The sequence below is a fragment of the Luteibacter sp. 1214 genome, from assembly GCF_031455395.1.
Taxonomy (GTDB): Bacteria; Pseudomonadota; Gammaproteobacteria; order Xanthomonadales; family Rhodanobacteraceae; genus Luteibacter; species Luteibacter mycovicinus.
Map to the genome: position 1 here is coordinate 227,087 of NZ_JAVDSQ010000006.1, position 25,342 is coordinate 252,428.

The following is a 25,342-nucleotide window of genomic DNA, read 5'->3' on the forward strand; positions in this document are numbered from 1 at the left end:
TGGCGATTCGCGGGCGCGCTCATTGCCCGCGGTGCAACGCGGCGAGCAGGGCATCGATATAGGTACGACTTGCGCGCAGCGTCGCACCATCTTTCAATCGAACCACCGCGTCGCGGTTGGACCGTGGCAGGAGTTCGGCGACCTGATCCACCCGAACGATGGCCGAGCGGTGCACCCGGAGAAAGCGCAGCGGGTCAAGTCGCCTGGACAGCGTATGCAGGGTTTCGCGGAGCAGATACCGTTCGCCGCGTACATGCAGCGCCGCGTAATCGCCGTCGGCCTCGATCCACTCGACCTCGTCCGCAGCGACGTAGTGAATGCGGGCGCCGATGCGAATGGCGAAGCGTTCGGCCTGCCTCGTTGTCGTGGTCACCGCCCTGCCGAGTTGTCGACGAGCCCGTTCAATCGCTTCGGCGAAGCGTTCATCATCGATGGGCTTCAGCAGGTAATCCACCGCGCCCAGTTCAAAGGCACGGAGAGCGAAGCTGTCGTGCGCGGTCAACAGGATCGCCAACGGTCGGTCGGGAGGCGGTATGGCCGCCAGGGCATCGATACCGGTCAGGCCAGGCATCTGGACATCGACGATCGCGAGATCCACATCGGTTCGACGCATGGCGGCCAGCGCCTGACCATCCACCGCCTCGGCGACGACGATAACGTCGGGCTCCGCATTAAGGCGGACCTGCACGCCCCTGCGAGCGAGGGGCTCGTCATCGACGACGGCGATGCGAATCATGCGGTTGTCCGCATGACGGCAGAGCGCACGGGCAAGGTGACCGCCGTGCGCCACCGATCGCCGCGAGGGCCAGCTTCCAGCAGGTGATTGCCGGGATAGAGCACATCGAGGCGGGCACATACATTCGTCAGACCCACGCCCTGCCCTCCTGCTGAAGGCCCGTCGAAGCGATCGTTATCGACCCACACGCGAAGTGTTCCTCCGTCACGCTCGACACGAATGTCGATCCGGCCGCCCTCACGGCGGGGTGCGATGCCATGCCGGATGGCGTTCTCGACCAGCGGCTGCAGCAGGAGGTAGGGCACCTGCGCATCGAGCGTGTCCGGACCGGTGTGAATGTTCACGCGCAGCCGGTCGCCCAGCCGCGCCTTCTCGATATCCAGGTAGGTAGAGGTAAAGGCGATCTCGTCCGCGACCGTCACTTCGTGCCCGGGCGACTGCTCCAGCGTCGCGCGAAGAAAATCGCCCAGGCGGGCGATCATGCGCGTGGCATCGCGCTTACGATCGTCGCGTACCAGGGCCGAGATCGCATTCAGCGTGTTGAAAAGGAAGTGTGGCTGCAGCTGGTAGCGCAAGGCACGCAACTCCGCATCACGGGCCGCTTGCGATGCCTCGCGCAACCGAAGGCCTTCGGCGCGAAGTTCCGCCCGGTGCAGCACCATTGCCTGCATGCCACAAAAAGCGATCAGCGCCAGCCAGCAGCCGTCGAGCCCGCCGAACACCCAGGCCCAGCCGACCCGCGCTCGCATGGCCGGACTCGCGAGAAATTCGAGGGCGAAGAGTGCATTGGCGACGGACATCGCGTAGCTGATCGGCAGCAACCAGGCTGCCATCGTCCATGCGCTCGCCGCCCGTCGCCATAGCACGCGCTGGAGCCAGCCCAGCGGGACGATCCATGCCAGGTACGCAGCGGTGTAGAAGAGGCGAAACGCGAGGACCTTCGGATCGGCAAGCGACGGCAAACCCATCACCAGCATGCAGCCGAGGATAGGCAGGCCTGCGATCCAGGCCATGCCCGGCGATACTGTTACGTTCCTGTCTTCCCGCATGCGCCGCCCTCGTTCGCCCGGATCCGATTCTATCGGTCAGAAGTTCGACGAGTAGAGCATGGCCGCGATTTTCCAGCCGTCCGGCGTATGGATCATCTGCCAGGTTTCGGCGCCATGGTTGGCTATCTTGCCGTCGGCGAGGAAGTCGAAATCGAAGTAGACGGAGGCGACCGTTCCGTCGGTATCGATGCGGACGTTGTGGAAGCGCTCCTCGACCTGGACCTTGCCGGAGCCGATGAAGTCGGTGAACTGTTTGAGGGTGCCGGCTTTGTAAGCCGTGGTTACCTCGGAGTGTCTGGCCTTGACGCTCGTGAAGGACGCATCACCCAGTGAGGTGTACCAGGAGATGTTGTCGTTGAGAAACAGGGAGGAGACGCTTTTGGCGTCGTGAGCTTTCAATGCGGTCTGGAAGGTGTCGACGACGTGCTGGATTTCGGCTTTGGGTGCGTCGGCGGCGAAGCAGGGGAGCGTGAGCAGGAGAGCGAATGCGCTGAATGCGGGGTGCAAGGACATGGTCAAGGCCTCGTACGTGGTGAGACGTACGAGGAGATCAGGTGTGGGGATGGGTCGCCAAGAGTGTGTGCGGTGGGGCGGGCGTGGAGTGCGATGAAACGGTTGGGAAGCGTTACTGGCACAACGGAAGTTCGCCGCGTCACCGCCTTGTTGGCTTTTCGCCGGCAGGGCTGGCTCCGACGACAGCGGGAAGCCGCCGGCGCCGCTTTCGCGGAGCCGGCGGCCCGGGTCGTATCAAACCTTACCGGTATAGCCCGATGGGCTCAGAGACAGCCGACGAGGCTGTCGTAGACGGAATTGCGGGACCCGGGGAGCTTGGCGTTGAGGGCGTCATCCGCCTTCATGGCCTCGTAGAACTGTTCCACCAGCATGTCCTTCGGCAGACGGATCTTGCACTTGTACAGCTTGCCGGCGGCCTGCACGGCACCGGACTTGGTGACCACCGAAGCGGTGGTCCCGGCAAAGGTCCACACGCACTGCTTCATGCTGCTTTTGGTCGCGTCGACCGAACAGGTCAGCTGCATAGGGCGGAGGTTGTGAAACTCGCCTTCGCAGAAGGTGTCGCCGCAGATCTTGTCGAAGCCACCGTTGAGCGTGGCTTCGACACCGGCGAAACGGTCGAGGCTGGCTTCCGCGGTCGGCCAGTTGACGATGTCGACGTACCGATCGGCGGCGGGCGGCGTCTGGGCGAAAGCCGCCAGCGGCAGGACGAGAAGAGCGGCAGCGAGGGTGTTTCGAAGCATCGTTGTGACTCCGTGGTTGAGGAGCACACATGACACCGTGTTCGGCGCGGCGGGTCTGTCCCGCCGCGCCCGGGGCACATCGTAGCGTTCGGGCGACGCTTCCTGTGGGACGCGATCCCTACAGCCAGTGGCCGTAGCGCTTGATGTAGATCGTCTTCATCACCTGGGTCAGCACACAGTAGGACGCGAGGGTGAGCGCCAGCCAGGCGAAGTAGATGCCCGGCAGCGGCTGCATGCCGATGCGCGCACCGATCGCCGTGTACGGAATGAACATGCCGATGATCATGATCGCGACGGTCAGCGCCAGTACCGGCGCCGATGCGACGCTCTGCAGGAACGGAATGCGTCGCGTGCGGATCATGTGCACGACCAGCGTCTGCGAAAGCAGACCCTCGATGAACCAGCCGGACTGGAACAGCGACTGGTGAGCGACATCGTTCGCCCCGAAGTAATGCCACATCAGCCAGAACGTCGTGATGTCGAACACCGAGCTGACCGGACCGATCCACACCATGAAACGACCGATATCGCCCGCGTCCCACTTACGCGGCACACGCAGGTATTCCTCGTCCATGCGGTCGAACGGGATGGACAGCTGCGACAGGTCGTACAGCAGGTTCTGCACCAGGATCTGCAGCGGCAGCATCGGCAGGAACGGCAGGAACGCGCTCGCCACCAGCACGCTGAACACGTTGCCGAAGTTGGAGCTGGCGGTCATCTTGATGTATTTCATGATGTTGCCGAAGGTGATACGCCCTTCGATCACACCCTCTTCCAGCACCATCAGGTTCTTTTCGAGCAGGATGATGTCCGCCGACTCCTTGGCGATATCGGTCGCCGTATCGACCGAGATGCCCACGTCAGCGTCGCGCAGTGCCGGCGCGTCGTTGATGCCGTCGCCGAGGAAGCCCACCGTGTGACCACGGCGCTGCAGCGCCTTGACCACGCGCGCCTTCTGCACGGGCGACATCTTGGCGAAGACCGTGGTGCGCTCGACCATCGCGTCGAGAGCATCGTCGTCGAGCTGCTCGATATCGCGGCCCAGGACGGACTCCTGCACATCGAGACCGACCTCGGTGCAGATCTTGCGCGTCACCGCCTCGTTGTCGCCGGTTATGACCTTCACCGCCACGCCGTGGTGGTTCAGCGCGCGAATGGCGGTCGCTGCGGAGTCCTTCGGCGGATCGAGGAACGCGAGGCAGCCGACAGCCGTGAGGCCCGCTTCGTCCGCCACGCCATAAGCGCGGTCGCCGGTGGGATCGCGACGCACGGCGACGATCAGCACGCGCAGCCCGTCCTCGTTGAGGCGATTTGTCATGGCGCGGATCTCGGCGCGCTTCTCCGAGGTCATCGGCTCCGTGACCTCACCGATGCGGGCCTCGCTGCAGATCGCCAGCATCTCTTCCACGGCGCCCTTGCAGACCAGCAACTGCTCGCCCTGCCCGTCCGCCACCACCACCGACATGCGGCGGCGCTGGAAGTCGAACGGAATCTCGTCGACGACGTGGAAGCGACGTGCCACCGGCTCGAGGTCGCGGTGGGCCAGCACGGCCTTGTCCATCAGGTTGCGCAGGCCGGTCTGGAAGCGGCTGTTGAGGTAGCCGTATTCCAGCGCGTCGTCGGAGTCGTCGCCGTTGAGGTCGACGTGACGCTCGAGCACGATCTTGTCGAGCGTCAGGGTGCCGGTCTTGTCCGTGCACAGCACGTCCATGGCACCGAAGTTCTGGATCGCGTTGAGGCGCTTCACCACCACCTTGCGCTTCGACATGGCGATGGCGCCCTTGCCGAGGTTGGCGGTGACGATCAGCGGCAGCATTTCGGGGGTCAGGCCCACGGCGACCGACAGGCCGAACATGAAGGCGCCCAGCCAGTCGTGCTTGTCGAAGCCGTTGATCAGGAAAACGACCGGCACCATGACCGCCATGAAGCGAATCAACAGCCAGCTCACCGAGGAGATACCGCGGTCGAAGCTGGTCTGCACGCGCTCGCCCGAGAGCGTGTGCGCCAGCGAGCCCAGGTAGGTGCGCGCACCCGTGGCCATCACCACGGCGGTCGCGGTGCCGGACACCACGTTGGTGCCCATGTAGCAGACGGTGGGCAGGTCGAGCGGACCGTTGGCGTCGCTGGCGAGAGTGGCGCCGGCCGCGGGCGCGACTTTCTCGACGGGGATGGACTCACCGGTCAGGATCGCCTGGCTGATGAACAGGTCCTTGGCCGCCAACAGGCGGAGATCGGCGGGCACCATGTCGCCCGCCCCGAGATGAACGATGTCACCGACGACGAGTTCCTCGACCGGCACCTCGATACGCTCGGCGTGGCCGTCCTCGGCGCGGCGGGTCACCGTGGAGGTATTGCGGACCATAGCCTTGAGCCGCTCGGCGGCCTGCGACGAGCGAAACTCCTGGGTGAACGACAGCAGCACGCTGATGCCGACCATCACGCCGATGATGATCGGCCCGGTGTAGTCGTCCTCGGTGAACAGCTGCACGACCGCGAGCACGAGCAGCACGATGATGAACGGGTTGCGAAAGGCATGCAGCAGCTGGATCGACCAGTGCGGCGGCTTCTCGTGGCCCACCTCGTTGATCCCGTCACGGTCGAGCCGCTCGGCGATGGCCTCTTCATCCAGGCCGTCCGGCCGGGAATGCAGCGCGCGCAGCAACTCGTCCGCCGGACGGTAGGCGTCCGCGGCGACGGTGGTGAAGGTCTTGGCGGCGACGGCCGCCTGCGAGGTGTGCTTCTTCATGACTCGCTGCCTTTCCGGACGCGGTGTCCGGTAGGGCGCGGGCGGCTCTCAGCGCTTAGCTGAAGGCGTGCGCGCCGGCGCGGAGCCGACGTTCGGTGTTCCGGGTAAACGTGAGGAACGGCGTAAGCCGCGCCGTAGTGTCTATGTCGCTGTTCATCGTTACGGGAGTTTGACGTCAGCCGGTTTCGCCTGGCTTTCCGCAAGTTCCAGCGGACGCGGCACGGTGATCGTGCGCTTGGCCGGGGCGGAGGCAGCGCCACGACGGCGGGCGAGAGCAAAAGCGAGACGGCGACCGAACATGCGCGGGCCGGTCTTTTCGATCTGGAGGTTCATGGCTCAATCCTCGGATAGCGGAAGCTCACGGCTTCCGACCGGGGAGAGCCGGACTTTCCCTAGCGGAGGAAAGCGCCGGCCGACCGGGTACGGTCGCCGTAGGCGTTGTTGTTTGCCAGCGCCGGGACCCGATGCGTGCGGGAGCCGGCGCGTCGACTAGGGTAGACGTCCATATGCCTGGGTAAGCTAAGAAGGGTGCCAGCCGAACCTGAGACGGCTCGGTAGCCGGGCAATTGTCGCGCCGCAGCGAAGATCGGTCAAGGGGTGGCGACGTTCCTACGCCGGTAGCGGGGCGGCGTCGGTGATTCGGGCCTCATACTCACGCGCCTCGCCCAACAACCATTCGCGGAAGCGCCCTACGCCACTGTGTGACTCGGACCGCTTCGGATACACGAGGTAATACGCTTCCGCCACGCGCAGCCTCTCCTTGCACAACACGGTCAGCGCGCCGCACTCGATCAGCGACCGCGCCATGACCAGACGTCCAAGCGCGACGCCCATGCCTTCGAGCACCGCGCGCTGCAGGTGCTCGGTATTGTCGAAGCGGGCGACATATCGGGAAGGCAGTGGCATGCCGAACGCCTCGGCCCAGTCGTTCCATCGACCCGACGGATCGCCCAGCAGCGGCCAGCCTGCCAGCGACACGTCCGGCAGGCCGCCCATCTTGCGCACCAGCGACGGACTGGCGATCGGAACGATGTACTCGCCGAACAGACGATCCGACTTCGTACGCGGCCATGACCCGAGCCCGTAGCGGAACGCGACGTCGATCGTGGGCTCGCGGTCGAAGTCGACCACCGAGACGGATGATGAGAGGCTGAGCTCCAGTTCGGGATGCGCGCCCACCAGTTTCGGCAGTCGCGGTACGAGCCAGCTCGAGGCCACGGAAGGCATCACGCTGAGCGTCACGGCGTCCTCGTGGCGACTCTCGTAACGATTGAGCGCGTGCTCGATTCCCTCGAAATGATGGCCGATCGCATCGAGCAGATGGGCGCCATCCGCCGTGAGGGTCACGCCGCGCGGACCCCGGTCGAACAGCGACCGCCCGAGACGCTCCTCCAGATTGCGGATCTGATGGCTCAACGCGCTGACCGTGAGGTTCAGATGTTCCGCGGCGCGCGACAGCTTGCCCGTGCGGGCGACCAGGACGAACCCCTGAAGCAGACCGAGCGGGAGGCGGGACATGTGAATTTTCCTCAAGGCCGGGTTGCAAACATATCGCTTTTTGGCGTCTTGCGGAACGGGCACCCTTTAGCTCACTGATAGTCGCAAGGGGTTGCGACTCCACCGCACGGGAGCACTCTCATGGCATCGATCTTCACCGGCCTCGCCTTCATGCACGGTCACATCGTGGACCGCGATCTGGTCATGCGCCTGGGTCGCGATGAGCCGACGCCGCAGGCAGGTGCGGGGGCCCCGGCGCCGGTCGCCCGTCCGCGAAAGGAATGGCCCCGAACCGTCGACGCAACCGCGGTGCACGCCGCGTGCCCCACCTGCTGCTGACCGACACATCACGTGAACCTTGCGTGCTTCACCATGGGGGTTTCCGCCCACATCGGAGAGACGCATGAAGCATCGTCAACTGGGACGCTCGTCCCTGCAGGTCGCGCCACTGGCGTTCGGTGGCAACGTGTTCGGCTGGAGTGCGGACGAAGCGCGCTCGTTCGAACTGCTGGACGCGTTCGTCGATCACGGGCTCAACCTGATCGACACGGCGGACGTCTATTCGCGCTGGGTCGAGGGTAACGAAGGGGGCGAGTCGGAAGCCATCATCGGCCGCTGGCTGAAACAGTCGGGCAAGCGTGACAAGGTGCTGATAGCGACCAAGGTGGCCAAATGGGACCGCTATCCCGGCCTGTCGCCGATCAACATCAGGGAGGCGGTGGAGGATTCGCTGCGTCGGCTTCAGACCGATCACATCGATCTGTATCAGGCGCATGAAGACGATCCGAAGGTGCCGCTGGAGGAAACCCTGCGCGCGTTCGACGACCTCGTGCAGGCGGGCAAGGTACGCGTCATCGGCGCATCCAATTTCGAAGCGACGCGTCTGGACGATGCATTGAAGACGAGCGAGGAAAAAGGCCTTTCACGCTACGAATCGCTGCAGCCCGAATACAACCTGATGGATCGCGCGGGGTTCGAAAGCGCTCTGCAACCGCTCTGCGTCAGGGAGCGCGTTGGAGTGATCAGCTACTACTCGCTGGCCAGCGGGTTCCTCAGCGGCAAGTACCGCAGCGAAGCGGATCTGAGCAAGAGCAAGGCACGCGGCGGCAAGGTCAAGGCTTACCTCAACGACCGGGGCTATCGCGTCCTTGCCGCGCTGGATCAGGTTGCCGAAGCCCACAGCGCAAAGCCCGCGCAGGTGGCGCTCGCCTGGGTGATGGCGCAGCCTTCCATTGCTGCCGCCATTGCCAGCGCAACGACGGTGGAGCAGTTGGCGGAACTGGCGAAGGCCGCGGAGCTCACGCTGTCCAGCGAGCAGCTGGACGCACTGAAGCAGGCGTCGGATAGCTGAGGTCTGGCGATCAGTGACTGCCGCGTCGTCAGACGTCGGCCGTGTATAAAAAAACGGGCCCCGGTCGTCATGACGACCGGGGCCCGTGCGTTTCGCGGCCAGGGGCCGCTCCTACATGATCAGCGTGCGGCGTTCAGCGCATCCAGTGCCGCGTTGAGCGTAGCGCTCGGGCGCATCGCCGCGCTGACCTTCGCCATGTCCGGATGATAATAACCACCGATTTCGACGGCCTTGCCCTGCGCACCGTTGAGCTCCCCGATGATCTTGTCCTCGTTTTCAGCCAGCGTCTTCGCCACCGCCGTGAACTTCGCCTTGAGGTCGGCATCGTCGCTCTGTGCCGCCAGCGCCTCGGCCCAGTACATCGCCAGGTAGAAGTGGCTGCCGCGATTGTCGATCTCGCCGACCTTGCGAGCGGGCGACTTGTTGCTGTCGAGGAAACGGCCGTTGGCGATATCGAGCGTCTTCGCCAGCACGCGGGCATGCTTGTTGTCGTAGCGCTCGCCGAGGTGCTCGAGCGACGCTGCCAGGGCGAGGAATTCACCGAGCGAATCCCAGCGCAGGTAACCCTCTTCGACAAACTGCTGGACGTGCTTCGGCGCCGAACCACCCGCGCCGGTCTCGAACAGGCCGCCACCCGCCATCAGCGGCACGATGGAAAGCATCTTCGCCGACGTACCCAGCTCCATGATCGGAAACAGGTCGGTGAGGTAGTCGCGCAGCACGTTGCCGGTGACCGAGATCGTATCTTTCCCCTGGCGGATGCGCTCCAGCGAGAACGTCGTCGCGGCGACGGGATCGAGCACGCGGAGATCGAGGCCACTGGTGTCGTGATCCTTCAGGTAACGCTCGACCTTGGCGATCACCTGCGCGTCGTGCGCGCGGTTCCTGTCCAGCCAGAAGACCGCCGGGGTTTCGGAAAGACGGGCGCGCTGCACGGCGAGCTTCACCCAGTCCTGGATCGGCGCATCCTTGGTCTGACACATGCGCCAGATGTCGCCCTGCTCCACGGCATGTTCGAACACGACCGTGCCGTCGTCGGCGACGACGCGAACCGAGCCATCGGCGGGCACCTGGAACGTCTTGTCGTGCGAACCGTATTCCTCGGCCTTCTGCGCCATCAGGCCGACGTTGGGCACACTGCCCATCGTGGCCGGATCGAACGCCCCGTGGGCGATGCAATCCTCGATCACCGCCTGGTAGACGCCAGCGTACGAACGATCGGGAATCACCGCCTTCGTATCCTGCAACTTGCCTTCGGCATTCCACATGCCGCCGGAGTCGCGGATCATCGCCGGCATCGACGCGTCGACGATCACGTCGCTGGGCACGTGCAGATTGGTGATGCCCTTATCCGAGTTGACCATGGCCAGCGACGGACGGTTGGCGTATTCGGCCGTCAGGTCGGCTTCGATAGCGGCGCGGGTGGCGTCATCGAGTTTGCCGAGCCGGGCGTAGAGGTCACCGATGCCGTTATTGGCGTCGAAGCCGACCTGCTTCAGCGCGTCGGCGTGCTTTGCCAGCACGTCCTTATAGAACTCGCGCACCACGATACCGAACATGATCGGGTCGGAGACCTTCATCATCGTGGCTTTCAGGTGCAACGAGAACAGCACGCCCTTAGCCTTCGCGTCGGCAATCTGCGCATCGATGAACGACGCCAGCGCCTTCCGGCTCATGACCGCGGCGTCGACGATTTCGCCGGCTTTCACCGCGACCTTTTCTCTCAGAACCTTGCTGCTGCCATCCTTGCCGGCAAATTCGATGCGCAAGCTGCCGGCCTTGTCGATGGTCGCCGACTTTTCGCTGCCATAGAAATCGCCGCCCTCCATGTGCGAGACATGCGACTTCGACTCGGGCGACCACTTACCCATGCGATGCGGATGCTTGCGCGCGTAGTTCTTGACCGAAAGCGGTGCGCGGCGATCGGAGTTGCCTTCGCGCAGCACGGGATTGACAGCGCTGCCCATGGCCTTGCCATAGCGCGCGTTGATCTCTTTCTCTTCGTCGGTCGACGGCGCGTCGACGTAATCGGGCAGCGTGTAGCCCTGCGACTGAAGCTCCCGGATGGCCGCCTTCATCTGCGGCACGGAGGCGCTGATGTTGGGGAGCTTGATGATGTTGGCTTCGGGCGTCGTCGCCAGCTCGCCGAGTTCGGCAAGGTGGTCGCCGATCTTCTGCTCAGCCGTGAGGCGGTCGGGGAACTGCGCGAGGATACGAGCGGCGAGCGAGATGTCGCGCGTTTCGACGGCCACACCCGCCGTGCCGGCGAAGGCTTCGACGATGGGCAGGAAGGAGGCGGTGGCCAGGAACGGCGCTTCGTCGGTGAGCGTGTAGATGATCTTGGGCGAGCTGGACATGATTCGGCGAGCCTTATGCTTGAGTGGGCCAGGTCATGGGGGCTGGCCGGCGCAAGCCTCAAGGGGCGCGCCGGCGAGCGGGAAACCGGACCATTGTGGCCCGATTGGGCGACTATCGCCAACAGGCCCGGGCGCCACCGCGGGCTGTCCGACTGACACCCGCCCCTGTCGCCAGCAGGCCTGCATGCCACCCGTCTGCGCCGAGCCGGTGGAGACGCGTCCGTGCTCCCGTGGGAGCCACCCTCCTGGCGATGCGTTACGCGCCGGTATCGAGCGCGAGCCGCCGGGCTTTCCGACGTGCCTTACGCGCTTTCCAACGCTCCGACAGGCAGGCGAAGATCACGTACAACGCCGGCGTCGACAACAGGGTCAGGCTCTGCGAAATCAGCAAGCCGCCGATCATCGCGATACCCAGCGGGCGACGCAGTTCCGAACCCTCGCCCAGGCCGATCGCCAAGGGCAGTGCCGCCAGAATGGCGACCATCGTCGTCATCATGATCGGACGGAAGCGCACCAGGCAGGCCTCACGGATCGCCTCCTTCGAGGTGAGGTGATGCTCGCGCTCGGCCACCAGGGCGAAGTCGATCATCATGATCGCGTTTTTCTTCACGATACCGATCAGCAGCACCAGGGCGATCATCGCCACCACGGACAGTTCGGTATCGGTGATCACAAGCGCGGCCAGTGCACCCACACCCGCGGCCGGCAGCGTAGAGATGATCGTCACCGGATGGATCAGGCTCTCGTAAAGCATGCCCATCAGCAGATACACCACGACGATCGCGGCAAGAATCAGCAGCGGCATATCGCTCTGCGACTGCTGAAAACGCCGGAAGTCGCTGCCGGTATCCAGACGGATGTCGCCCGGCATGCGCATGCCGTCGATCGTCTTCTGGATGATCTCCATCGCCTCACCCATGCTGACGTTGGGCGCGAGATTGAAGCTGACGCCCATGCTCGTGTACTGATCCTCGTGCACGATCTGGCTGGGCGCGAGGCCCGCCTCCTGCTTCGTCACGGCGGACATCGGCACCATCGCGCCGTTGTCGGAACGCACGTAGATCTGGTTGAGCGCTTCCGGGGTCGCCGCGAACTGCGGCAGCGAGTTGACGATCACCCGGTACTGGTTGATATCCGAATAGATCGTGGATACCGCGCGCTGGCCGAAGGCGTTGTACAGCGCCCCGTCGATGTTGCCGATCGACACGCCGAGGCGGGACGCCGTGTCTCGGTCGATCACCATGTTCTGACGCAGGCCCTGCGCGTCGATGTCGCTGCCCACGTCGGTCAGCATCTTGTTCTTCTTCAGCGCATCGACCAGCTTCGGCAGCCAGGTCTGCAGTTCGACGATGTCGTTGCCCTTCAGCGACACCGAATACTGACCGCCCTGCGTCGAACCGCCACCGCCACCGGTCGGCAGGTCCTGAATCGGACGGAGCCGCAGGTTGAGATCGGGGTATTTGTTCGCCGCCGCGGAGAGACGGTCGAGCACGTCGAACGTCGTACCCTTGCGGCCCTCGGCCACCGTCTTCAGCTCGATATTGAACTGACCGGTGGAACCCGTGCGGCTCGTACCCAGGCGCGAGCCCACGGCCTTCACGTCCGGATCGTCGAGCAGCATGGTCGTCAGTCTGGCCTGGCGCGTCTGCATCTCACCGAACGACACGGTGGAGCTGGATGTCGCACGCGCACCGATGAGCCCGGTGTCCTGGGGCGGGAAAAAGCCGCCCTTCACCATGCCGAAGAGGACGATCGTGATGCCGATCAGCACCAACGGCGTGAGAGCCATCAGCAAGGCGTGACGCAAGGTCCAGTCGAGCGCACGGCGGTAGACGCCGACCATGCGCTCGTGCATGCGCTCGAGAGCCAGCCCGAACTTCGACTCCGGCTCGTCGTTTTTATGCGCGGTGAGAAAATGCGCGCACAACGAGGGTGTCAGCGTCAGCGAGATCACGGCGGAGACGAGAATCGCCGCCACCAGCGTGACCGTGAACTCCTTGAAGAACATGCCGATGATGCCCGGCGCGAGCAGCAGCGGAATGAATACCGCGACCAGCGAGCCGGTAATCGAAACGATGGTGAAACCGATTTCGCGCGCACCGAGCAACGCGGCCTCGAATCGGGGAATCCCTTCGTCCATATGACGGATGACGTTTTCGATCACGACGATGGCGTCATCGACGACGAAGCCGATCGCGATGACCAGCGCCAGCAGCGTCAGGTTGTTCAGCGTGTATCCGAACGCATACATCACGACGAACGCGCCGGCCAGCGACAGCGGCACGGCAAGCCCGGCGATCACCGTCGGTGCCAGTCGGCGCAGGAACAGCGCCATGGTCATGATCACCATGGCTAGACTGATCAGCAGCGTCGCCTGTACTTCGTGCAGCGACGCGCGGATCGTGGGCGTGCCATCGAAGAACGAATGCAGCTGGACACCGGCGGGAAGCCAGGTCTGCATCGTGGGGATCTGCGCCTTGATGCGATCCACGGTGTCGATGACGTTCGCGTCCGACTTGCGGAACACGTACATCAGGATACCGGGGCGTCCGTTGAACCACGCCGCCTGGTACGCGTCCTGCTGACCGTCGTACACCTTGGCCACGTCGGACAGGCGGATCGGCACACTGTTGTTCACGCCGATGATCAGCTTGCCGAACTCCTCCGCCGTATGCAGCGAGTCGGTGGCGGTCACCGCCATCGTCGTCTTGCCGTCCGAAAGAAAGCCCTGCGGCGAGGTGACGTTGGCCGCGGTGAGCGCATTACGCAGCTGATCCGGCGACAGGCCCATGGCGTTGAGCGCGCGAAGGTTGACGTCGACACGGATCGCGGGCGTCGCACTGCCCGCGATGTCCACCGAGGCGATGCCTTCCTGCTGGCGAAGGCGCTGGGCGAGGATCGAGTCGGCGACGTTGTAGAGAGCGGTGGGCGCGACGGTGTCCGAGGTCAGCGCCAGCACGATCACCGGATCGTCGTTGGGATTGGCCTTCTGGTACGACGGCGCATTCAGCAACCCGCTGGGCAGGTCCGGCTGGGCGGCATTGATCGCGGACTGAACGTCGCGTGCCGCGGCATCGATATTGGTGCCGTTCTGGAAAAACAGCAGCACGAAGCTGCTGCCCTCGGAGCTGTTCGACCGCATCGACTCCACACCGGGCACCTGGCCCAGGTGGCGTTCCAGCGGCGCGGCTACCGTCGATGCCATCGTGCTGGCGTCCGCACCCGACTGCTGCGCCTGGACGAAGATCGCCGGGAACTGGATGTTCGGCAGCGCGGCCACGCCGAGCAGCGAATAACAGATGACGCCGATCACGAAGATACCGATCGCCAGGAGCGATGTACCGATGGGACGACGGATGAACGGACCGGAGATATTCATGGATGGGAACGGGACATCGTGCTCGGGATGGCGCGGAGTGATCCGTTCCTAACGCGCCATCCGGAAAAAGGTTTCGCCGGGCGGCGAACCGTCCGGCGAAAAAGGGGGTTTCCAGGGGCTTCGAAGCCTGGCGTCATCGGCTAGCCGGCCGGGCCTGCGAGGCTTCCAGTGCCAGGGCGCGTTGTCGCTTGCGCTCCGCCAGCCAGTCGGAGAACCGCTCCATGTAGAGGTAGATGACCGGCGTGGTGTACAACGTGACCAGCTGCGAAAGCAGCAGGCCGCCTACGATCGACACACCCAGCGGCTTGCGCAGTTCCGAGCCGATACCGTTGCCCAGTGCCAGCGGCAGCGCGCCGAGCAGCGCCGCCGCCGTGGTCATCATGATCGGACGGAAGCGAAGCAGGCAGGCGCGGCGGATGGCGTCGTGCGCGTTCAGGCCGGTCCGCTTCGCCTCGATGGCGAAGTCGATCATCATGATCGCGTTTTTCTTCACGATACCGATCAGCAGCACGATACCGACGATGCCGTCGACCGAGAGGCTCATGCCGCAGAGGATCAATGCGAGCAGCGCGCCGACACCCGCGGGCGGCAGCGTCGAAATGATCGTCAGCGGGTGGATGTAGCTCTCATAGAGCACGCCCAGCACGATGTAGATCACGATGATCGATGCCAGCAGCAGCAACACTTCGTCGCCGACGGACGAGGAGAACTCCGCGGCCTTGCCGATGAACTGACCGCGCACCTGCGGCGGGAAGTTGAGCTGCTGCTCGACCTCGTGGATCGCGTCCACCGCGCTGGAAAGCGATTCGCCCGGCGCCAGGTTGAAGGAGATCGTCACCGCGGGTAGCTGCTGCAGGTGGCTGACCACCAGCGGTGCCGTGGTGACGACCGCGCTGGCAAGAGAGGCGATGGGAATGTTGCCGCCTGCACCGACCTGAAAGCCGACGTTACCCGTGTTGCCGATGCCCGACGGGGTCGCCGAGTTGCTCGACGCCAGCTGACCGAAACTGGTCGCGTTGGAACCGGTCAGGGCGCCGTTGCCGTTGCCGCGGACCGTCAGCTTGTTCAGCAGATCGTTGCTGTTGCGGAACTCCGGCGCGACTTCGAGTACGACGCGGTACTGGTTGAGCTGGGTGAAGATGGTCGAGATCTGGCGCTGGCCGTACGCGTCGTACAGCGTGTCGTCGATCGTCTGCACCGGCACGCCGAGGCGGCTGGCGCTGTCACGATCGATGGTCAGCTTGAGCGCGGTGCCCTGATCGGCCAGGTTGTTGTCGACGTCGGCCAGTTCCTTGCGTTTACGCAGCGCGGAAGTCATCTGCTGCGCATAGCCGGCCAGTTCGGTCGAGCTCACGTCCGACAGCGAGTACTGGTACTCCGTGGCGGACACCTGCGTGTCCAGCGTCACGTCCTGCACGGGCTTCAGGTAGAGCGCGACGCCGGCGATACCCGACGCCGCCCGCTGCAGACGTGGCAGGACGGTGTCGAGCGCTTCGCGGTCGCCGCGGTCCTTCAGCACCAGCGACAGCTGACCCTGATTGAGTGTCGGATTGATCGAACCCGCACCGATGAAGGCGGCCACGCCGGCCACGGCGGGGTCCTTGGCCAGGGCATCGGCCACGGCCTTGGTGCGGACTTCCATCTGGGGGAAGGCGACGTTCTGGTCGGCCTGCACGACAGCCGTGATCATGCCGGTGTCCTGCTCGGGCAACAGGCCTTTCGGAATGACGATGTAGAGCACAACCGTGAGGGCGACGGTGAGCGCGGCGACGATCATCGTCAGCGGGCGATGATCGAGCACCCAGTCGAGGCTGCTGCCGTAACCTTCGACGATGCGCGACCACGCGTTGTGCTTGCCCGAGGCGGCCGCGTGCTCGTGCGCGTCTTCCGCGTCCGGCAGTTCGTCGGCCTTGAGCAGGTAGGCGCACATCATCGGCGTGAGCGTCAGCGAGACGAGCATCGAGATGATGACCGCGATCGTCAGCACCCAGGCGAACTCGTGGAACAGGCGACCCGTGACACCCGGCATCAGCAGGAGCGGCAGGAACACGGCCACCAGCGAGACGGTCAGCGACAGCACCGTGAAGCCGATTTCCTTCGCGCCGACTTCCGCAGCGGTCTTCGCGTCCTGACCCTGCTCGATATAGCGGACGATGTTTTCGATCATCACGATCGCATCGTCGACCACGAAGCCCGTCGCGACCGCCAGCGCCATCAGCGACAGGTTGTCCAGCGACATGCCGGCGAAGGACATCACACCGAACGTGCCCATCAGCGACAGCGGCACCGCCACGGACGGAATCACCGTGGCCCACAGACGGCGCAGGAAGACGAAGATCACCGCGACGACGAGGCAGATGGTGAGGATCAGCGTGAACTGCACATCCTCCACCGAGGCGCGGATGGTGATCGTGCGATCCGAGAAGACCTTCAGGTGGACGTCGGCCGGCAGCACCTTCTGCAGATCGGGAATGGTCTGACGGATGGACTGCACCGTCTGCACGATGTTGGCACCGGGCTGGCGACGGATGTCGAGCAGCACGGCCGGTTTGCCGTTGGCCCAGGCCGCCAGCTGATCGTTCTCGACACCATCAATGACATTGGCCACGTCGGACAGGCGCACGGGCGCACCGTTCTTGTAGCTGATGATCGTGCCCTTGTAATCGGCGGCGTCGGCCAGCTGGTCGTTCGTGCCAATGCTGTAGGACTGCGTCTTGCCGTTAAGCGTACCCTTGGGCGCGTTGACGTTGGCTTCCGTGAGCGAGCTGCGCACGTCTTCCATGGTCAGGCCGAGGTTGGCCAGCTGCGCCGGGTTGACCTGAATGCGCACGGCGGGACGCACGTTGCCGGCGATCGAGACCAGGCCCACGCCCTGAACCTGGGCGAGTTTCTGCGCGATGATCGAGTCCGCGTAATTGTTGACGTCGCGCAGCGGCAGGCTGTCGGACGTGAGCATCAGCGTCATGATCGGCGCATCGGCCGGGTTCACGCGGTTGTAGACGGGCGGATACGGCAGGTTGTTGGGCAGCGTGCCGCGTGCCTGGTTGATCGCCGCCTGTACGTCCTGCGCGGCGATGTCGATATCCCGGTCCATGTTGAACTGCAGGATGATCGTCGACAGGCCCGCCGACGAATCCGAGCTCATCGAGGCCAGACCGGAGATCTGTCCGAAGTTACGTTCGAGCGGCGTGGTGATCAGCGCCGCCATCGTGGACGCGCTGGCGCCGGGATACTGCGTGGTGACGACCAGGCTCGGGGCATCGATTTCCGGCAGCGCCGAAACCGGCAGCTGGCGGTAGCCAAGGATGCCGAGCAACAGCACCGCCACCATCAGCAGCGAGGTCGCGATCGGCCGGCGAATGAAGAGTGTCGAGAAACCCACGAGTAAGTCCTGGTGTCGGGACCTTGCGGTCCGTTGGTGGCGCGTCCGTCATGGACGCGCCACGCGCGCTATCAGCCGCGGCGACCGCCGCCCTGGCGACCCTGCTGACCCGTCTTGGCCTTCTGCAGTTCTTCCGCCGTCGGCGCCGCGGGCACCTGGCCCGGCGCCAGCGGGTTCACCTTCGAACCCGGCTTCAGGCGGAACTGGCCTTCGGTGACGATCTTGTCGCCCAGCTTCACGCCCTTGGTCAGCATCACGTGGCTGTCGCCCACTTCCGTGGCGATTTCCACCGTCTGCATCCTGACCGTGTTGTCGCCCTGCACGACGTAGACGTAGTCGCCATCCGGACCACGCTGTACGGCCTGCGAAGGCACCACGAGGCCGTTCTTGACGGTGCGCACCTTCAGCTGCACGTTGACGAACTGGCCCGGCCACAGCTGGGTCTTTTCGTTGTCGAACAGCGAGCGCAGACGGAAGGTGCCGGTCGTGGTATCGATGGTGTTGTCGAGCACGTCCAGGTGGCCCGTGGCGATCGGATGCGCATCGACACGGTCGAGCGCCGACACCTCGAGCTGGGACAGACCGTCGCCACTCACCGAGCTGCGGACCAGGTCCAGGTTTTTCTCAGGGAGGTAGAACATCACGTAGATCGGATGCAGCTCGGTCAGGGTGACGATGGCATCGCCCGACGCGACGATGTTGCCGGCGTCGACTGAGCGGATGCCGGCCAGGCCGTCGATCGGCGCGATGACCTTGGTAAAGCCCAGTTGCACCTGTGCGGCGCGGATGGCCGCCTGATCGGCCGTCACGGTCGAAGCCGACTGGTCGAGGGTGTTCTTCAGGTTGTCCAGGTCCTGCTTGGACACATACTGCTGGCCGCCCTTGCTGACCAGATTCTGGGAACGGTCGAGGTTGTTCTTGGCCGTCGCCACCAGAGCCTGGTCCTGCCTGAGCTTCGCGACGGCCTGGTCGTAGTTGGACTGGATGGTGCGCGGATCGATTTCCGCGATCACGTCACCCTTCTTCACTTCCTGGCCTTCCTGGAAGTTCAGCTTCATCAGCTGACCGCCGACCTGCGGGCGGACCGTGACGGTGTTGCGCGCCTGGACGGTGCCCAGCGCGGTCAGGTAGACGGGCACATCCTGGCTGGCCACGGGCACGACCGTGACCGGAACCGGCGGCTGATCCTTGCCCTGCCCCTCGCCGTTGGCCTGCGCACTGGCCGCGTGGGCGGGGTCGCCCTCCTTGGCACGGTGGCTACGAACGACAAAGAAGCCCGCGATCAGCACGACGACAATGACGGCCAGCGCGATTTTCCAGAAACGCGACATGAAACACTCCCAGGTGGATAACCGGACGAAACAGCGTTCTCGTCCGTGCGCGCCGTGCGCCAGGGGGTTTATAGCCCCTGAAGGTTAAGATTCGACGCCGACAATATAGGGTTAGGGGAACGGCATTGAACAATGCCGGTTGACAGGGGTACAGCATGACTGACGGCACGGGTTGGCGGGTGAGCAGGCCGTTTCGGCAGACCGCCGACTCCCGGGGAGGTTCCGTTATACTCGCCCGGTTCGACGCCGCATCGCGGCTTGCAGGCACGCCGAATCCCGGGGAGGGGGCCGGCACACCCAAATCCAGTGGAGTGAATGCGTGAGCGGTTCTCCAAGCAAGTCCGACCAGAACTTCATGCGTCAGTTTTCCCTGCTGACCGCCGGCCTCAGTGTCCTCGCCATCGTCCTGATGGTCGTGGCGTACCTTATATACAGTCGCATCCCCAAGGATGAGGACCCGGCCGTCGCCAAGCGGACCGAAGCCCGTATCGCGCCCGTCGGCGCGGTCTATGCCGGCGACACGGGCCGTGCGGCCATGCAGGCCGCGCAGGAGGCCGCCGCCAAGGCCGCCGCCGCGCAGGTCGCCTACGGCGGCAGCACCGACGGCAAGACGATTTACGACAACCTCTGCCACAGCTGCCATACGGCCGGCGTCGCCGGTGCGCCCAAGCTGGGTGACAAGGGCGCCTGGTCGGCACGTCTCGCCGAGGGCATCGCGACCCTGACCAAGCACGCCATTGAGGGCTACACGGGCCCGGACGGCAACCACATGCCGGCCAAGGGCGGTAATCCGTCGCTGACGGACGAGCAGGTCACCAACACCGTCAAGTGGATGGCCGACCAGGCCAAGTGATCGCGGCCGGGGCTTCCCCGGTCCGTTCCGCTTGCCGGACGATCAGCTCCGCCCGAGCACCCAGTTCGCCGCGAAGGCCCTGAGTTCCGGGAAGAAACGCTCGAACGTCCCCTTCAGCGCGTCGTCTTCCGAGAGCAAAAGCGGCATGGCATCGCCCACCGGGTTCGCTCGGGAGAGTCGCTGGGAAATCCCGCGCAGCGCCTTGCCGATCGCCTCGGCGTTCCGATAGCCCGCCGGCAGGTCATTGGCGTCCATGTAGCCGAGGAACCGCTTCAGGTGGTCCGGCAGCAGGGCATCGGCCTCGTGCAGCTCCTGGCGTAGCCGGGTCGAGTAGGTCTCCAGCGGCACATCGGACCAGCGGGCGAAGTCGCGCGCCAGACAATGGTCGAACCACATGTCCAGAAGGATTCCCGCGTAGCGGCGGAACGGCGCGGGCATACGCTCGCGGGCGGCACGAACTTCCTCATGCCGGTCGGTGAAGCTGTCGATGGCCCGGTGCAGATGGATCCCGTCGCGGACGCGCGGCGGCAGGTGATCGCCGGGGGTGCCGTGCACGAAGTCCCCCATCGTTCCGCCCAGCCGCAACGCCGCGTCGTCACCCGCCAGCAGGGCGTGGGCGAGGACGTTCATGGCGTGTCACCGCCGCGTCGCGAACGGCCACCGGTTATCATGGAGGGCATGAGCGCACTTCAACCTACAGCGCCGGAGCATTTTCCGGACGAGACCGTGAGCTTCGCGCTGGCGGGTCCCGCAGGCAAGCTCGAATGCGAAGCCAAGCCCAGCGACGCCGAACTCCGCCGCGATGCCATCGCCGTCATCTGCCACCCGTTGTCCACCGACGGCGGCAGCATGCATAACAAGGTGGTCACGATGGTCGAGCGCGCGCTACGCGAGTCCGGCCTGGACACCGTCATCTTCAACTTCCGCAGCGTCGGTCAGTCCGAAGGCGAGTTCGACGGCGGTGAGGGTGAGAGCGACGATCTCGCCGCGGTGGTCGACTGGGCGCGTAAGGCGCGACCGGGCGCCGCGCTCTGGCTCGCCGGCTTCTCCTTCGGCAGCTACGTGACCCTCCGCAACGCCGTGCGCCTCGACGCCCGTGCGCTGATCAGCATCGCGCCTCCCGCCGCCGGTCGCGGCTGGGATTTCTCACAGGTCGAGCTGCCCGCGTGCCCGTGGCTGGTCGTCATGGGCGACGCCGACGAAATCGTCGAGCCGCAGGCCGTCTACGACTGGATCGAGAGCATCCCCGACGCGCAGCGGCCGCATCTGGTGAAGATGGAGGAGACCAGCCACTTCTTCCACCGCCGTCTCATGGATCTGCGGGGCGCCATCAAGAACGCGGTCAAGGAATGGCCGCCGGCGCCGCACGCCGCATGAACGACACGGCAGCGACACCCGGCGAGCGTTACCGGGACGGCATCGCGGGCCACCGGTGGGAATCCGACCCCGCCCAACTGCCGGTGATCACCGAGTTCGACCGGCTGCACGCCGGCCTGTGCGCGCCGGTATCGGCGCCGGCCGGGGGCTTGTTCGGCCGCCTGCGCAACATGCTCGGCAGCGAGCCGCGTCAGGCGGTTCCCGGGTTGTACCTGTGGGGAAGCGTCGGTCGCGGCAAGACCTTCCTGATGGATCTGTTCGTCTCGAGCCTCGCCCCCGGGCTGGCGCTGCGCCGGCACTTCCACCGTTTCATGCTGGAGGTTCACGGCATGCTGCGCGAGCTGGGCGAACGACAGAACCCGCTCGACGAAGTGGCCGGGCAGCTCGCCGCGAAGTGCCGGGTGCTCTGTCTCGACGAGTTTCTCGTGTCGGACATCGGCGACGCCATGATCCTCGCCGGGCTGCTCGACGGCCTGTTCGCCCGTGGCGTCACGCTCGTCACCACTTCGAATACACCGCCATCCGGGCTCTACAAGGACGGCTTGCAGCGTGCGCGTTTCCTGCCCGCCATCGCGGCGATCGAGAAGCACTGCGTCGTCCACGAGATGGTCTCGCCGCGCGACTGGCGACTGCGCGCACTCAGCCAGGCGTCCGTCTATCTGGTGCCGCCCGGCCTGGAAGCCGAGCATTCGCTGACGCGGATCTTCTCGGGTCAGGCGCAGGGCGACACGATCGACGGTGGCGAACTCGCCATCAACGGACGCGAGGTGCCGGTTCGCAAGCGTGCCGGGAACATCGTGTGGTTCGACTTCGCCGCGCTCTGCGAGGGGCCCCGTGCCGTCGCGGACTACATCGAACTGGCCAGGGCCTACCCCGCCGTCATCGTGTCCAACGTGCCTCAGTTCACCGTCTTCACCGAGAATGAAGCCAAGCGCTTCGTGCTGCTGGTCGACGAATTCTACGACCGCCACGTCAAGCTGGTGATATCCGCCGCGGCGCCGATCACCGAGCTCTATGACGGAACGAAGCTGCGCGCGGAGTTCGGTCGTACCGAGTCACGGCTGATCGAGATGCAGAGCGAGGACTACCTCGGGCGTGACCATAAGCCTTGATCCAGCGTGGACAGCGACGGCTGGAAGGCCGCATGCTTGGGGCTTCATGCTTTACGGGCGGGGTCACCCGCGCCACCTGACGAGGAACGCCATGGAACATTGCGAGCTGATTCCGGGTCGCGGCATTCGCCGCGGCGACACCGACATTTTCTTTGGCATGACGCGCAAGAAGCTCCGCGACGCGCTCGGCTGGAAGTCCGGTGGTGACAACATCTGGGACGATGAAGACGAATACAGCGATGCCGAAGGCAAGGACTGGGTCCGGCTGCGCTTTCTCGACGACAAGCTTTGCGACATCGAAGTCATGGGCGGCCAGCTCACCCACGAAGGCATCGATCTGCTTCCCACCAGCATGCCCGCGTTGCGCGCGGCCCTGAAGAAAGGCGGCATGGCCCTGGAGAAGACGGAGTGGCTGTCCGAAGGGCACGACTGCGTCGACCTGCAGATCGTCGTCGCGTCCAGAGACGATATCGGCGACGCGGGCGACGAGATCGAATGGGTCATCACCAGCAGCGACTTCCGCGTCGAATGATCGGCCATGGCGCCATGATGGCAGGGCGCCTGCGCGCCGCTTCAGGCGTCCTGCTCGCCTTGTTGCTCACGGCCTGCGCCTCCGCGCCGGCCATCGCGCCCCAGCGCAGTCCGCTGGCTCATTGGACGCCGTCGCCGAACTTCAATGCGCGCAAGCCCCAGCTCATCGTGCTTCACCACACGTCCATCGGCGATGCGAGCGCCGCGCTCCGCGTCCTGCGCACGCGCAACAGCGAAGGCCCGGTCAGCGCGCATTACCTGGTGGAAATGGATGGCCGCATCGACCAGCTGGTCGATGATGGCAACCGCGCCTGGCATGCGGGTGCGGCGCGCTGGGGCGACATGACCGACCTCAATTCATCGTCGATCGGCATCGAGATCGACAACGACGGGGTGTCGCCCTTCACCGAACCGCAGATCCAGGCACTGATCAACCTGCTCGCCGACCTGACCTCACGCCTTGGCATCCCGCGACAGGCCGTGGTCGGCCATGGTGATATCGCACCGGGCCGCAAGAACGACCCCAGCGCACGCTTCCCATGGGCCACGCTGTCACGCTACGGCTTCGGTCTGTGGCCCGATGCCGCGCTGGTACCCGCACCGGCCGGCTTCGACAGCCTCGCGGCCATGCGCCTTGTCGGCTACGACGTATCCAATCCTCGCAGCGCCATCATCGCGTTCCATCGGCACTACCGCGCCATGGAGACCGATGCGCTGGACGTGACCGACGCGGCGATCCTGTATTCGCTTCAGCGCAAGCTGATGGCGCCGCGTCAGTAAGCGAACGACGCGAACGCGGCGATGGTCCGGTCCACGCCTTCATCGTCGATGTCCAGATGGGTCACCAGGCGGACCGACGGCAGATAACCGATGCTCAGTCGCACGCCGGCATTCGCCATGTGCGTGGCCAGATCCTTCAGCCGCGGGGCCGGAACGTCGACGAAAACCATGTTCGTATGGCAACCGGTGACATCGAGGCCATCGATTGCGCGCAGTCCGTCAGCGAGTCGCGCGGCACGGGCATGGTCGTCGGCGAGGCGCTCCATGTGGTGATCGAGCGCGTACATCGCGGCGGCGGCAAGCATGCCTGCCTGACGCCAGCCGCCACCGGCGACCTTGCGCCAGCGGCGGGCGCGTTCGATCAGGGCCGTGTCGCCCAGCAGCACCGAGCCCACGGGCGCGCCCAGGCCCTTCGAGAGACAGACGGAGACGCTGTCGAAACCTGCGACGACATCGCGTGCCGGGCGACCGTAGGCGGTGGCCGCGTTGTAGAGGCGCGCGCCATCCAGATGCAGGCCGAGACCGCGACGGGTCGCGACTTCGCGCGCCTGCGCCAGATAGTCGAAAGGCAATGCCCGACCGTGCCAGGTGTTTTCCAGCGCCAGCAGGCGCGAGCGGGCGAAGTGCGGGTCCACCGGCTTGATCGACGCCTCGACCTTATCCAGCGGCAGCGTGCCGTCGGCGGCCTGCGGAATCGGCTGCGGCTGGATCGAACCGAGCACCGCCGCGCCGCCGCCTTCAAAACGATAGGTGTGGGCATCCGCACCCACGATGTACTCATCGCCGCGCTCGCAGTGAGCCATCAGCGCCAGCAGATTGCTCTGCGTGCCGGTCGGCACGAACAGCGCGGCGGCAAAGCCGAGCTCACCGGCGAGGCGCTCCTGCAACACGTTGACCGTGGGGTCCTCGCCATAGACATCGTCACCGACCGGCGCACGCAGCATGGCCTCGCGCATGGCGTCGGTGGGACGGGTAACGGTGTCGCTGCGCAGATCGATGAGGTTCATGAGCGTTGTCGGCAAGGAAGACGTATCGCCGATGGTACGCGAAGCCGTTCACGAACCAGTGGCCGACGCCGCGGCATGCTTGTCCGATGATCACTATCGTCATGGGCGTCTCCGGCAGTGGCAAAAGTACGATAGGCGAGGGCCTGGCCGCGCGCCTTGGCCAGCCTTTCGTGGATGCCGACCCTCTCCATCCGCAGGCCAATCGCGACAAGATGGCCCGTGGCATTCCACTCGACGATACGGACCGCCAGCCCTGGCTGGAGGCCATCGTCGCCGAGATGGATCGCCATCGCGCGCTCGGCGAATCGATGGTGCTGGCGTGTTCGTCGCTGAAGAAACGCTATCGCGATTTCCTGCGGCATGGACATGACGATGTGCGCTTCGTCTACCTGCATGCTTCGCGCGAGTTGCTGGCGGAACGGCTCGGTCATCGTAGTGGGCACTTCTTCGATCCGACCTTGCTGGACAGTCAGCTGGCGACGCTGGAGGAACCGTCAGCGGATGAGGCGCTGCGGATCAATGTGGGAATGCCTCCGGCCGAGGCGATCGAGAAAATCGTCCGGGCGGGGTGTCACGATGAGCAGGACGTGTGACGGTT

21 protein-coding genes are annotated in these 25,342 nt (G+C 65.1%); 8 read left to right on the forward strand and 13 right to left on the reverse strand.

Going from position 1 to position 25,342, the window contains the following annotated elements; all coding sequences use genetic code 11:
* Nucleotides 1–19: 19 nt before the first annotated feature.
* From J2X57_RS15045 to J2X57_RS15075, 7 genes are all read right to left on the reverse strand, one after another.
* On the reverse strand, nt 20–736 hold the full coding sequence (locus J2X57_RS15045) for a LytTR family DNA-binding domain-containing protein (protein WP_309868343.1): 717 nt from the start codon (nt 734–736) through the stop codon (nt 20–22).
* Nucleotides 733–1,749, reverse strand: coding sequence for a histidine kinase (locus tag J2X57_RS15050; protein ID WP_309868346.1), 1,017 nt, complete (start codon nt 1,747–1,749; stop codon nt 733–735). The genes J2X57_RS15045 and J2X57_RS15050 overlap by 4 nt, the downstream gene beginning before the upstream one ends.
* Nucleotides 1,750–1,821: 72 nt before the next feature.
* Nucleotides 1,822–2,298 carry a nuclear transport factor 2 family protein gene (locus J2X57_RS15055; RefSeq protein WP_036116473.1) on the reverse strand — a complete coding sequence of 159 codons (477 nt, stop codon included), beginning with the start codon at nt 2,296–2,298 and terminating at the stop codon, nt 1,822–1,824.
* Nucleotides 2,299–2,561: 263 nt separating this feature from the next.
* Nucleotides 2,562–3,041 carry a hypothetical protein gene (locus J2X57_RS15060; RefSeq protein ID WP_036116475.1) on the reverse strand — a complete coding sequence of 160 codons (480 nt, stop codon included), beginning with the start codon at nt 3,039–3,041 and terminating at the stop codon, nt 2,562–2,564.
* A gap of 118 nt (nt 3,042–3,159) precedes the next feature.
* Complete coding sequence (gene mgtA, locus J2X57_RS15065; protein WP_036116477.1) at nt 3,160–5,787, reverse strand: magnesium-translocating P-type ATPase; 2,628 nt, start codon at nt 5,785–5,787, stop codon at nt 3,160–3,162.
* A 159-nt stretch (nt 5,788–5,946) separates the two neighbouring features.
* Complete coding sequence (locus tag J2X57_RS15070) at nt 5,947–6,120, reverse strand: hypothetical protein (protein WP_156108810.1); 174 nt, start codon at nt 6,118–6,120, stop codon at nt 5,947–5,949.
* 276 nt (nt 6,121–6,396) lie between these two features.
* Entirely contained in the window at nt 6,397–7,305 is a 909-nt protein-coding gene (locus J2X57_RS15075; protein ID WP_309868350.1) for a LysR substrate-binding domain-containing protein, read from the reverse strand.
* A gap of 120 nt (nt 7,306–7,425) precedes the next feature.
* On the opposite strand from J2X57_RS15075, the gene J2X57_RS15080 reads away from it, so the two are divergent.
* On the forward strand, nt 7,426–7,623 hold the full coding sequence (locus tag J2X57_RS15080) for a hypothetical protein (protein WP_036116483.1): 198 nt from the start codon (nt 7,426–7,428) through the stop codon (nt 7,621–7,623).
* A 64-nt stretch (nt 7,624–7,687) separates the two neighbouring features.
* Entirely contained in the window at nt 7,688–8,635 is a 948-nt protein-coding gene (locus J2X57_RS15085) for an aldo/keto reductase (RefSeq protein ID WP_309868352.1), read from the forward strand.
* 119 nt (nt 8,636–8,754) lie between these two features.
* On the opposite strand, the gene J2X57_RS15090 is transcribed toward J2X57_RS15085, so the two are convergent.
* The 4 genes from J2X57_RS15090 to J2X57_RS15105 form a co-directional block, all read right to left on the reverse strand.
* Entirely contained in the window at nt 8,755–10,992 is a 2,238-nt protein-coding gene (locus J2X57_RS15090; RefSeq protein ID WP_309868354.1) for an NADP-dependent isocitrate dehydrogenase, read from the reverse strand.
* Nucleotides 10,993–11,248: 256 nt separating this feature from the next.
* Complete coding sequence (locus J2X57_RS15095) at nt 11,249–14,371, reverse strand: efflux RND transporter permease subunit (RefSeq protein ID WP_036116486.1); 3,123 nt, start codon at nt 14,369–14,371, stop codon at nt 11,249–11,251.
* A gap of 133 nt (nt 14,372–14,504) precedes the next feature.
* The gene (locus J2X57_RS15100; protein WP_036116487.1) at nt 14,505–17,753 is read right to left on the reverse strand and encodes an efflux RND transporter permease subunit; all 3,249 of its coding nucleotides are present in this window, start codon (nt 17,751–17,753) and stop codon (nt 14,505–14,507) included.
* Between the two features lie 71 nt (nt 17,754–17,824).
* Nucleotides 17,825–19,084 carry an efflux RND transporter periplasmic adaptor subunit gene (locus tag J2X57_RS15105; RefSeq protein ID WP_309868357.1) on the reverse strand — a complete coding sequence of 420 codons (1,260 nt, stop codon included), beginning with the start codon at nt 19,082–19,084 and terminating at the stop codon, nt 17,825–17,827.
* A gap of 355 nt (nt 19,085–19,439) precedes the next feature.
* Here J2X57_RS15105 and J2X57_RS15110 point away from each other — a divergent pair, with 355 nt between their 5' ends.
* A complete protein-coding gene (locus tag J2X57_RS15110) occupies nt 19,440–19,937 on the forward strand; it encodes a c-type cytochrome (RefSeq protein WP_036118559.1) in 498 nt (165 codons plus the stop codon).
* Between the two features lie 42 nt (nt 19,938–19,979).
* On the opposite strand, the gene J2X57_RS15115 is transcribed toward J2X57_RS15110, so the two are convergent.
* A complete protein-coding gene (locus tag J2X57_RS15115) occupies nt 19,980–20,567 on the reverse strand; it encodes an ACP phosphodiesterase (RefSeq protein ID WP_309868359.1) in 588 nt (195 codons plus the stop codon).
* A 48-nt stretch (nt 20,568–20,615) separates the two neighbouring features.
* Between J2X57_RS15115 and J2X57_RS15120 the strand changes: the two genes are divergently transcribed.
* The 4 genes from J2X57_RS15120 (at nt 20,616) to J2X57_RS15135 (ending at nt 23,737) form a co-directional block, all read left to right on the forward strand.
* On the forward strand, nt 20,616–21,314 hold the full coding sequence (locus tag J2X57_RS15120; protein ID WP_036116490.1) for an alpha/beta fold hydrolase: 699 nt from the start codon (nt 20,616–20,618) through the stop codon (nt 21,312–21,314).
* Nucleotides 21,311–22,426, forward strand: coding sequence for a cell division protein ZapE (zapE, locus tag J2X57_RS15125; RefSeq protein ID WP_309868362.1), 1,116 nt, complete (start codon nt 21,311–21,313; stop codon nt 22,424–22,426). Before J2X57_RS15120 ends, zapE begins: the two co-directional genes overlap by 4 nt.
* Nucleotides 22,427–22,517: 91 nt before the next feature.
* Complete coding sequence (locus J2X57_RS15130; RefSeq protein WP_309868364.1) at nt 22,518–22,958, forward strand: hypothetical protein; 441 nt, start codon at nt 22,518–22,520, stop codon at nt 22,956–22,958.
* Nucleotides 22,922–23,737, forward strand: a complete 816-nt coding sequence (locus J2X57_RS15135; RefSeq protein WP_309868366.1) for an N-acetylmuramoyl-L-alanine amidase — start codon at nt 22,922–22,924, stop codon at nt 23,735–23,737. The genes J2X57_RS15130 and J2X57_RS15135 overlap by 37 nt, the downstream gene beginning before the upstream one ends.
* Here the strand turns inward: J2X57_RS15135 and ltaE are convergent.
* Complete coding sequence (ltaE, locus tag J2X57_RS15140) at nt 23,731–24,744, reverse strand: low-specificity L-threonine aldolase (RefSeq protein WP_309868368.1); 1,014 nt, start codon at nt 24,742–24,744, stop codon at nt 23,731–23,733. The genes J2X57_RS15135 and ltaE overlap by 7 nt on opposite strands.
* A gap of 86 nt (nt 24,745–24,830) precedes the next feature.
* Between ltaE and J2X57_RS15145 the strand changes: the two genes are divergently transcribed.
* A complete protein-coding gene (locus tag J2X57_RS15145) occupies nt 24,831–25,337 on the forward strand; it encodes a gluconokinase (RefSeq protein ID WP_043691821.1) in 507 nt (168 codons plus the stop codon).
* The last annotated feature ends 5 nt before the right edge of the window (nt 25,338–25,342 follow it).

What these genes read in the sequence shown, in the direction of transcription:
- J2X57_RS15045 (WP_309868343.1), bottom strand. Translation starts at nt 736, where the DNA reads ATGATTCGCATCGCCGTCGTCGATGACGAGCCCCTCGCTCGCAGGGGC.
- J2X57_RS15050 (WP_309868346.1), bottom strand. Translation starts at nt 1,749, where the DNA reads ATGGCCTGGATCGCAGGCCTGCCTATCCTCGGCTGCATGCTGGTGATG.
- J2X57_RS15055 (WP_036116473.1), bottom strand. Translation starts at nt 2,298, where the DNA reads ATGTCCTTGCACCCCGCATTCAGCGCATTCGCTCTCCTGCTCACGCTC.
- J2X57_RS15060 (WP_036116475.1), bottom strand. Translation starts at nt 3,041, where the DNA reads ATGCTTCGAAACACCCTCGCTGCCGCTCTTCTCGTCCTGCCGCTGGCG.
- mgtA (WP_036116477.1), bottom strand. Translation starts at nt 5,787, where the DNA reads ATGAAGAAGCACACCTCGCAGGCGGCCGTCGCCGCCAAGACCTTCACC.
- J2X57_RS15070 (WP_156108810.1), bottom strand. Translation starts at nt 6,120, where the DNA reads ATGAACCTCCAGATCGAAAAGACCGGCCCGCGCATGTTCGGTCGCCGT.
- J2X57_RS15075 (WP_309868350.1), bottom strand. Translation starts at nt 7,305, where the DNA reads ATGTCCCGCCTCCCGCTCGGTCTGCTTCAGGGGTTCGTCCTGGTCGCC.
- J2X57_RS15080 (WP_036116483.1), top strand. Translation starts at nt 7,426, where the DNA reads ATGGCATCGATCTTCACCGGCCTCGCCTTCATGCACGGTCACATCGTG.
- J2X57_RS15085 (WP_309868352.1), top strand. Translation starts at nt 7,688, where the DNA reads ATGAAGCATCGTCAACTGGGACGCTCGTCCCTGCAGGTCGCGCCACTG.
- J2X57_RS15090 (WP_309868354.1), bottom strand. Translation starts at nt 10,992, where the DNA reads ATGTCCAGCTCGCCCAAGATCATCTACACGCTCACCGACGAAGCGCCG.
- J2X57_RS15095 (WP_036116486.1), bottom strand. Translation starts at nt 14,371, where the DNA reads ATGAATATCTCCGGTCCGTTCATCCGTCGTCCCATCGGTACATCGCTC.
- J2X57_RS15105 (WP_309868357.1), bottom strand. Translation starts at nt 19,084, where the DNA reads ATGTCGCGTTTCTGGAAAATCGCGCTGGCCGTCATTGTCGTCGTGCTG.
- J2X57_RS15110 (WP_036118559.1), top strand. Translation starts at nt 19,440, where the DNA reads ATGCGTCAGTTTTCCCTGCTGACCGCCGGCCTCAGTGTCCTCGCCATC.
- J2X57_RS15115 (WP_309868359.1), bottom strand. Translation starts at nt 20,567, where the DNA reads ATGAACGTCCTCGCCCACGCCCTGCTGGCGGGTGACGACGCGGCGTTG.
- J2X57_RS15120 (WP_036116490.1), top strand. Translation starts at nt 20,616, where the DNA reads ATGAGCGCACTTCAACCTACAGCGCCGGAGCATTTTCCGGACGAGACC.
- zapE (WP_309868362.1), top strand. Translation starts at nt 21,311, where the DNA reads ATGAACGACACGGCAGCGACACCCGGCGAGCGTTACCGGGACGGCATC.
- J2X57_RS15130 (WP_309868364.1), top strand. Translation starts at nt 22,518, where the DNA reads ATGGAACATTGCGAGCTGATTCCGGGTCGCGGCATTCGCCGCGGCGAC.
- J2X57_RS15135 (WP_309868366.1), top strand. Translation starts at nt 22,922, where the DNA reads ATGGGTCATCACCAGCAGCGACTTCCGCGTCGAATGATCGGCCATGGC.
- ltaE (WP_309868368.1), bottom strand. Translation starts at nt 24,744, where the DNA reads ATGAACCTCATCGATCTGCGCAGCGACACCGTTACCCGTCCCACCGAC.
- J2X57_RS15145 (WP_043691821.1), top strand. Translation starts at nt 24,831, where the DNA reads ATGATCACTATCGTCATGGGCGTCTCCGGCAGTGGCAAAAGTACGATA.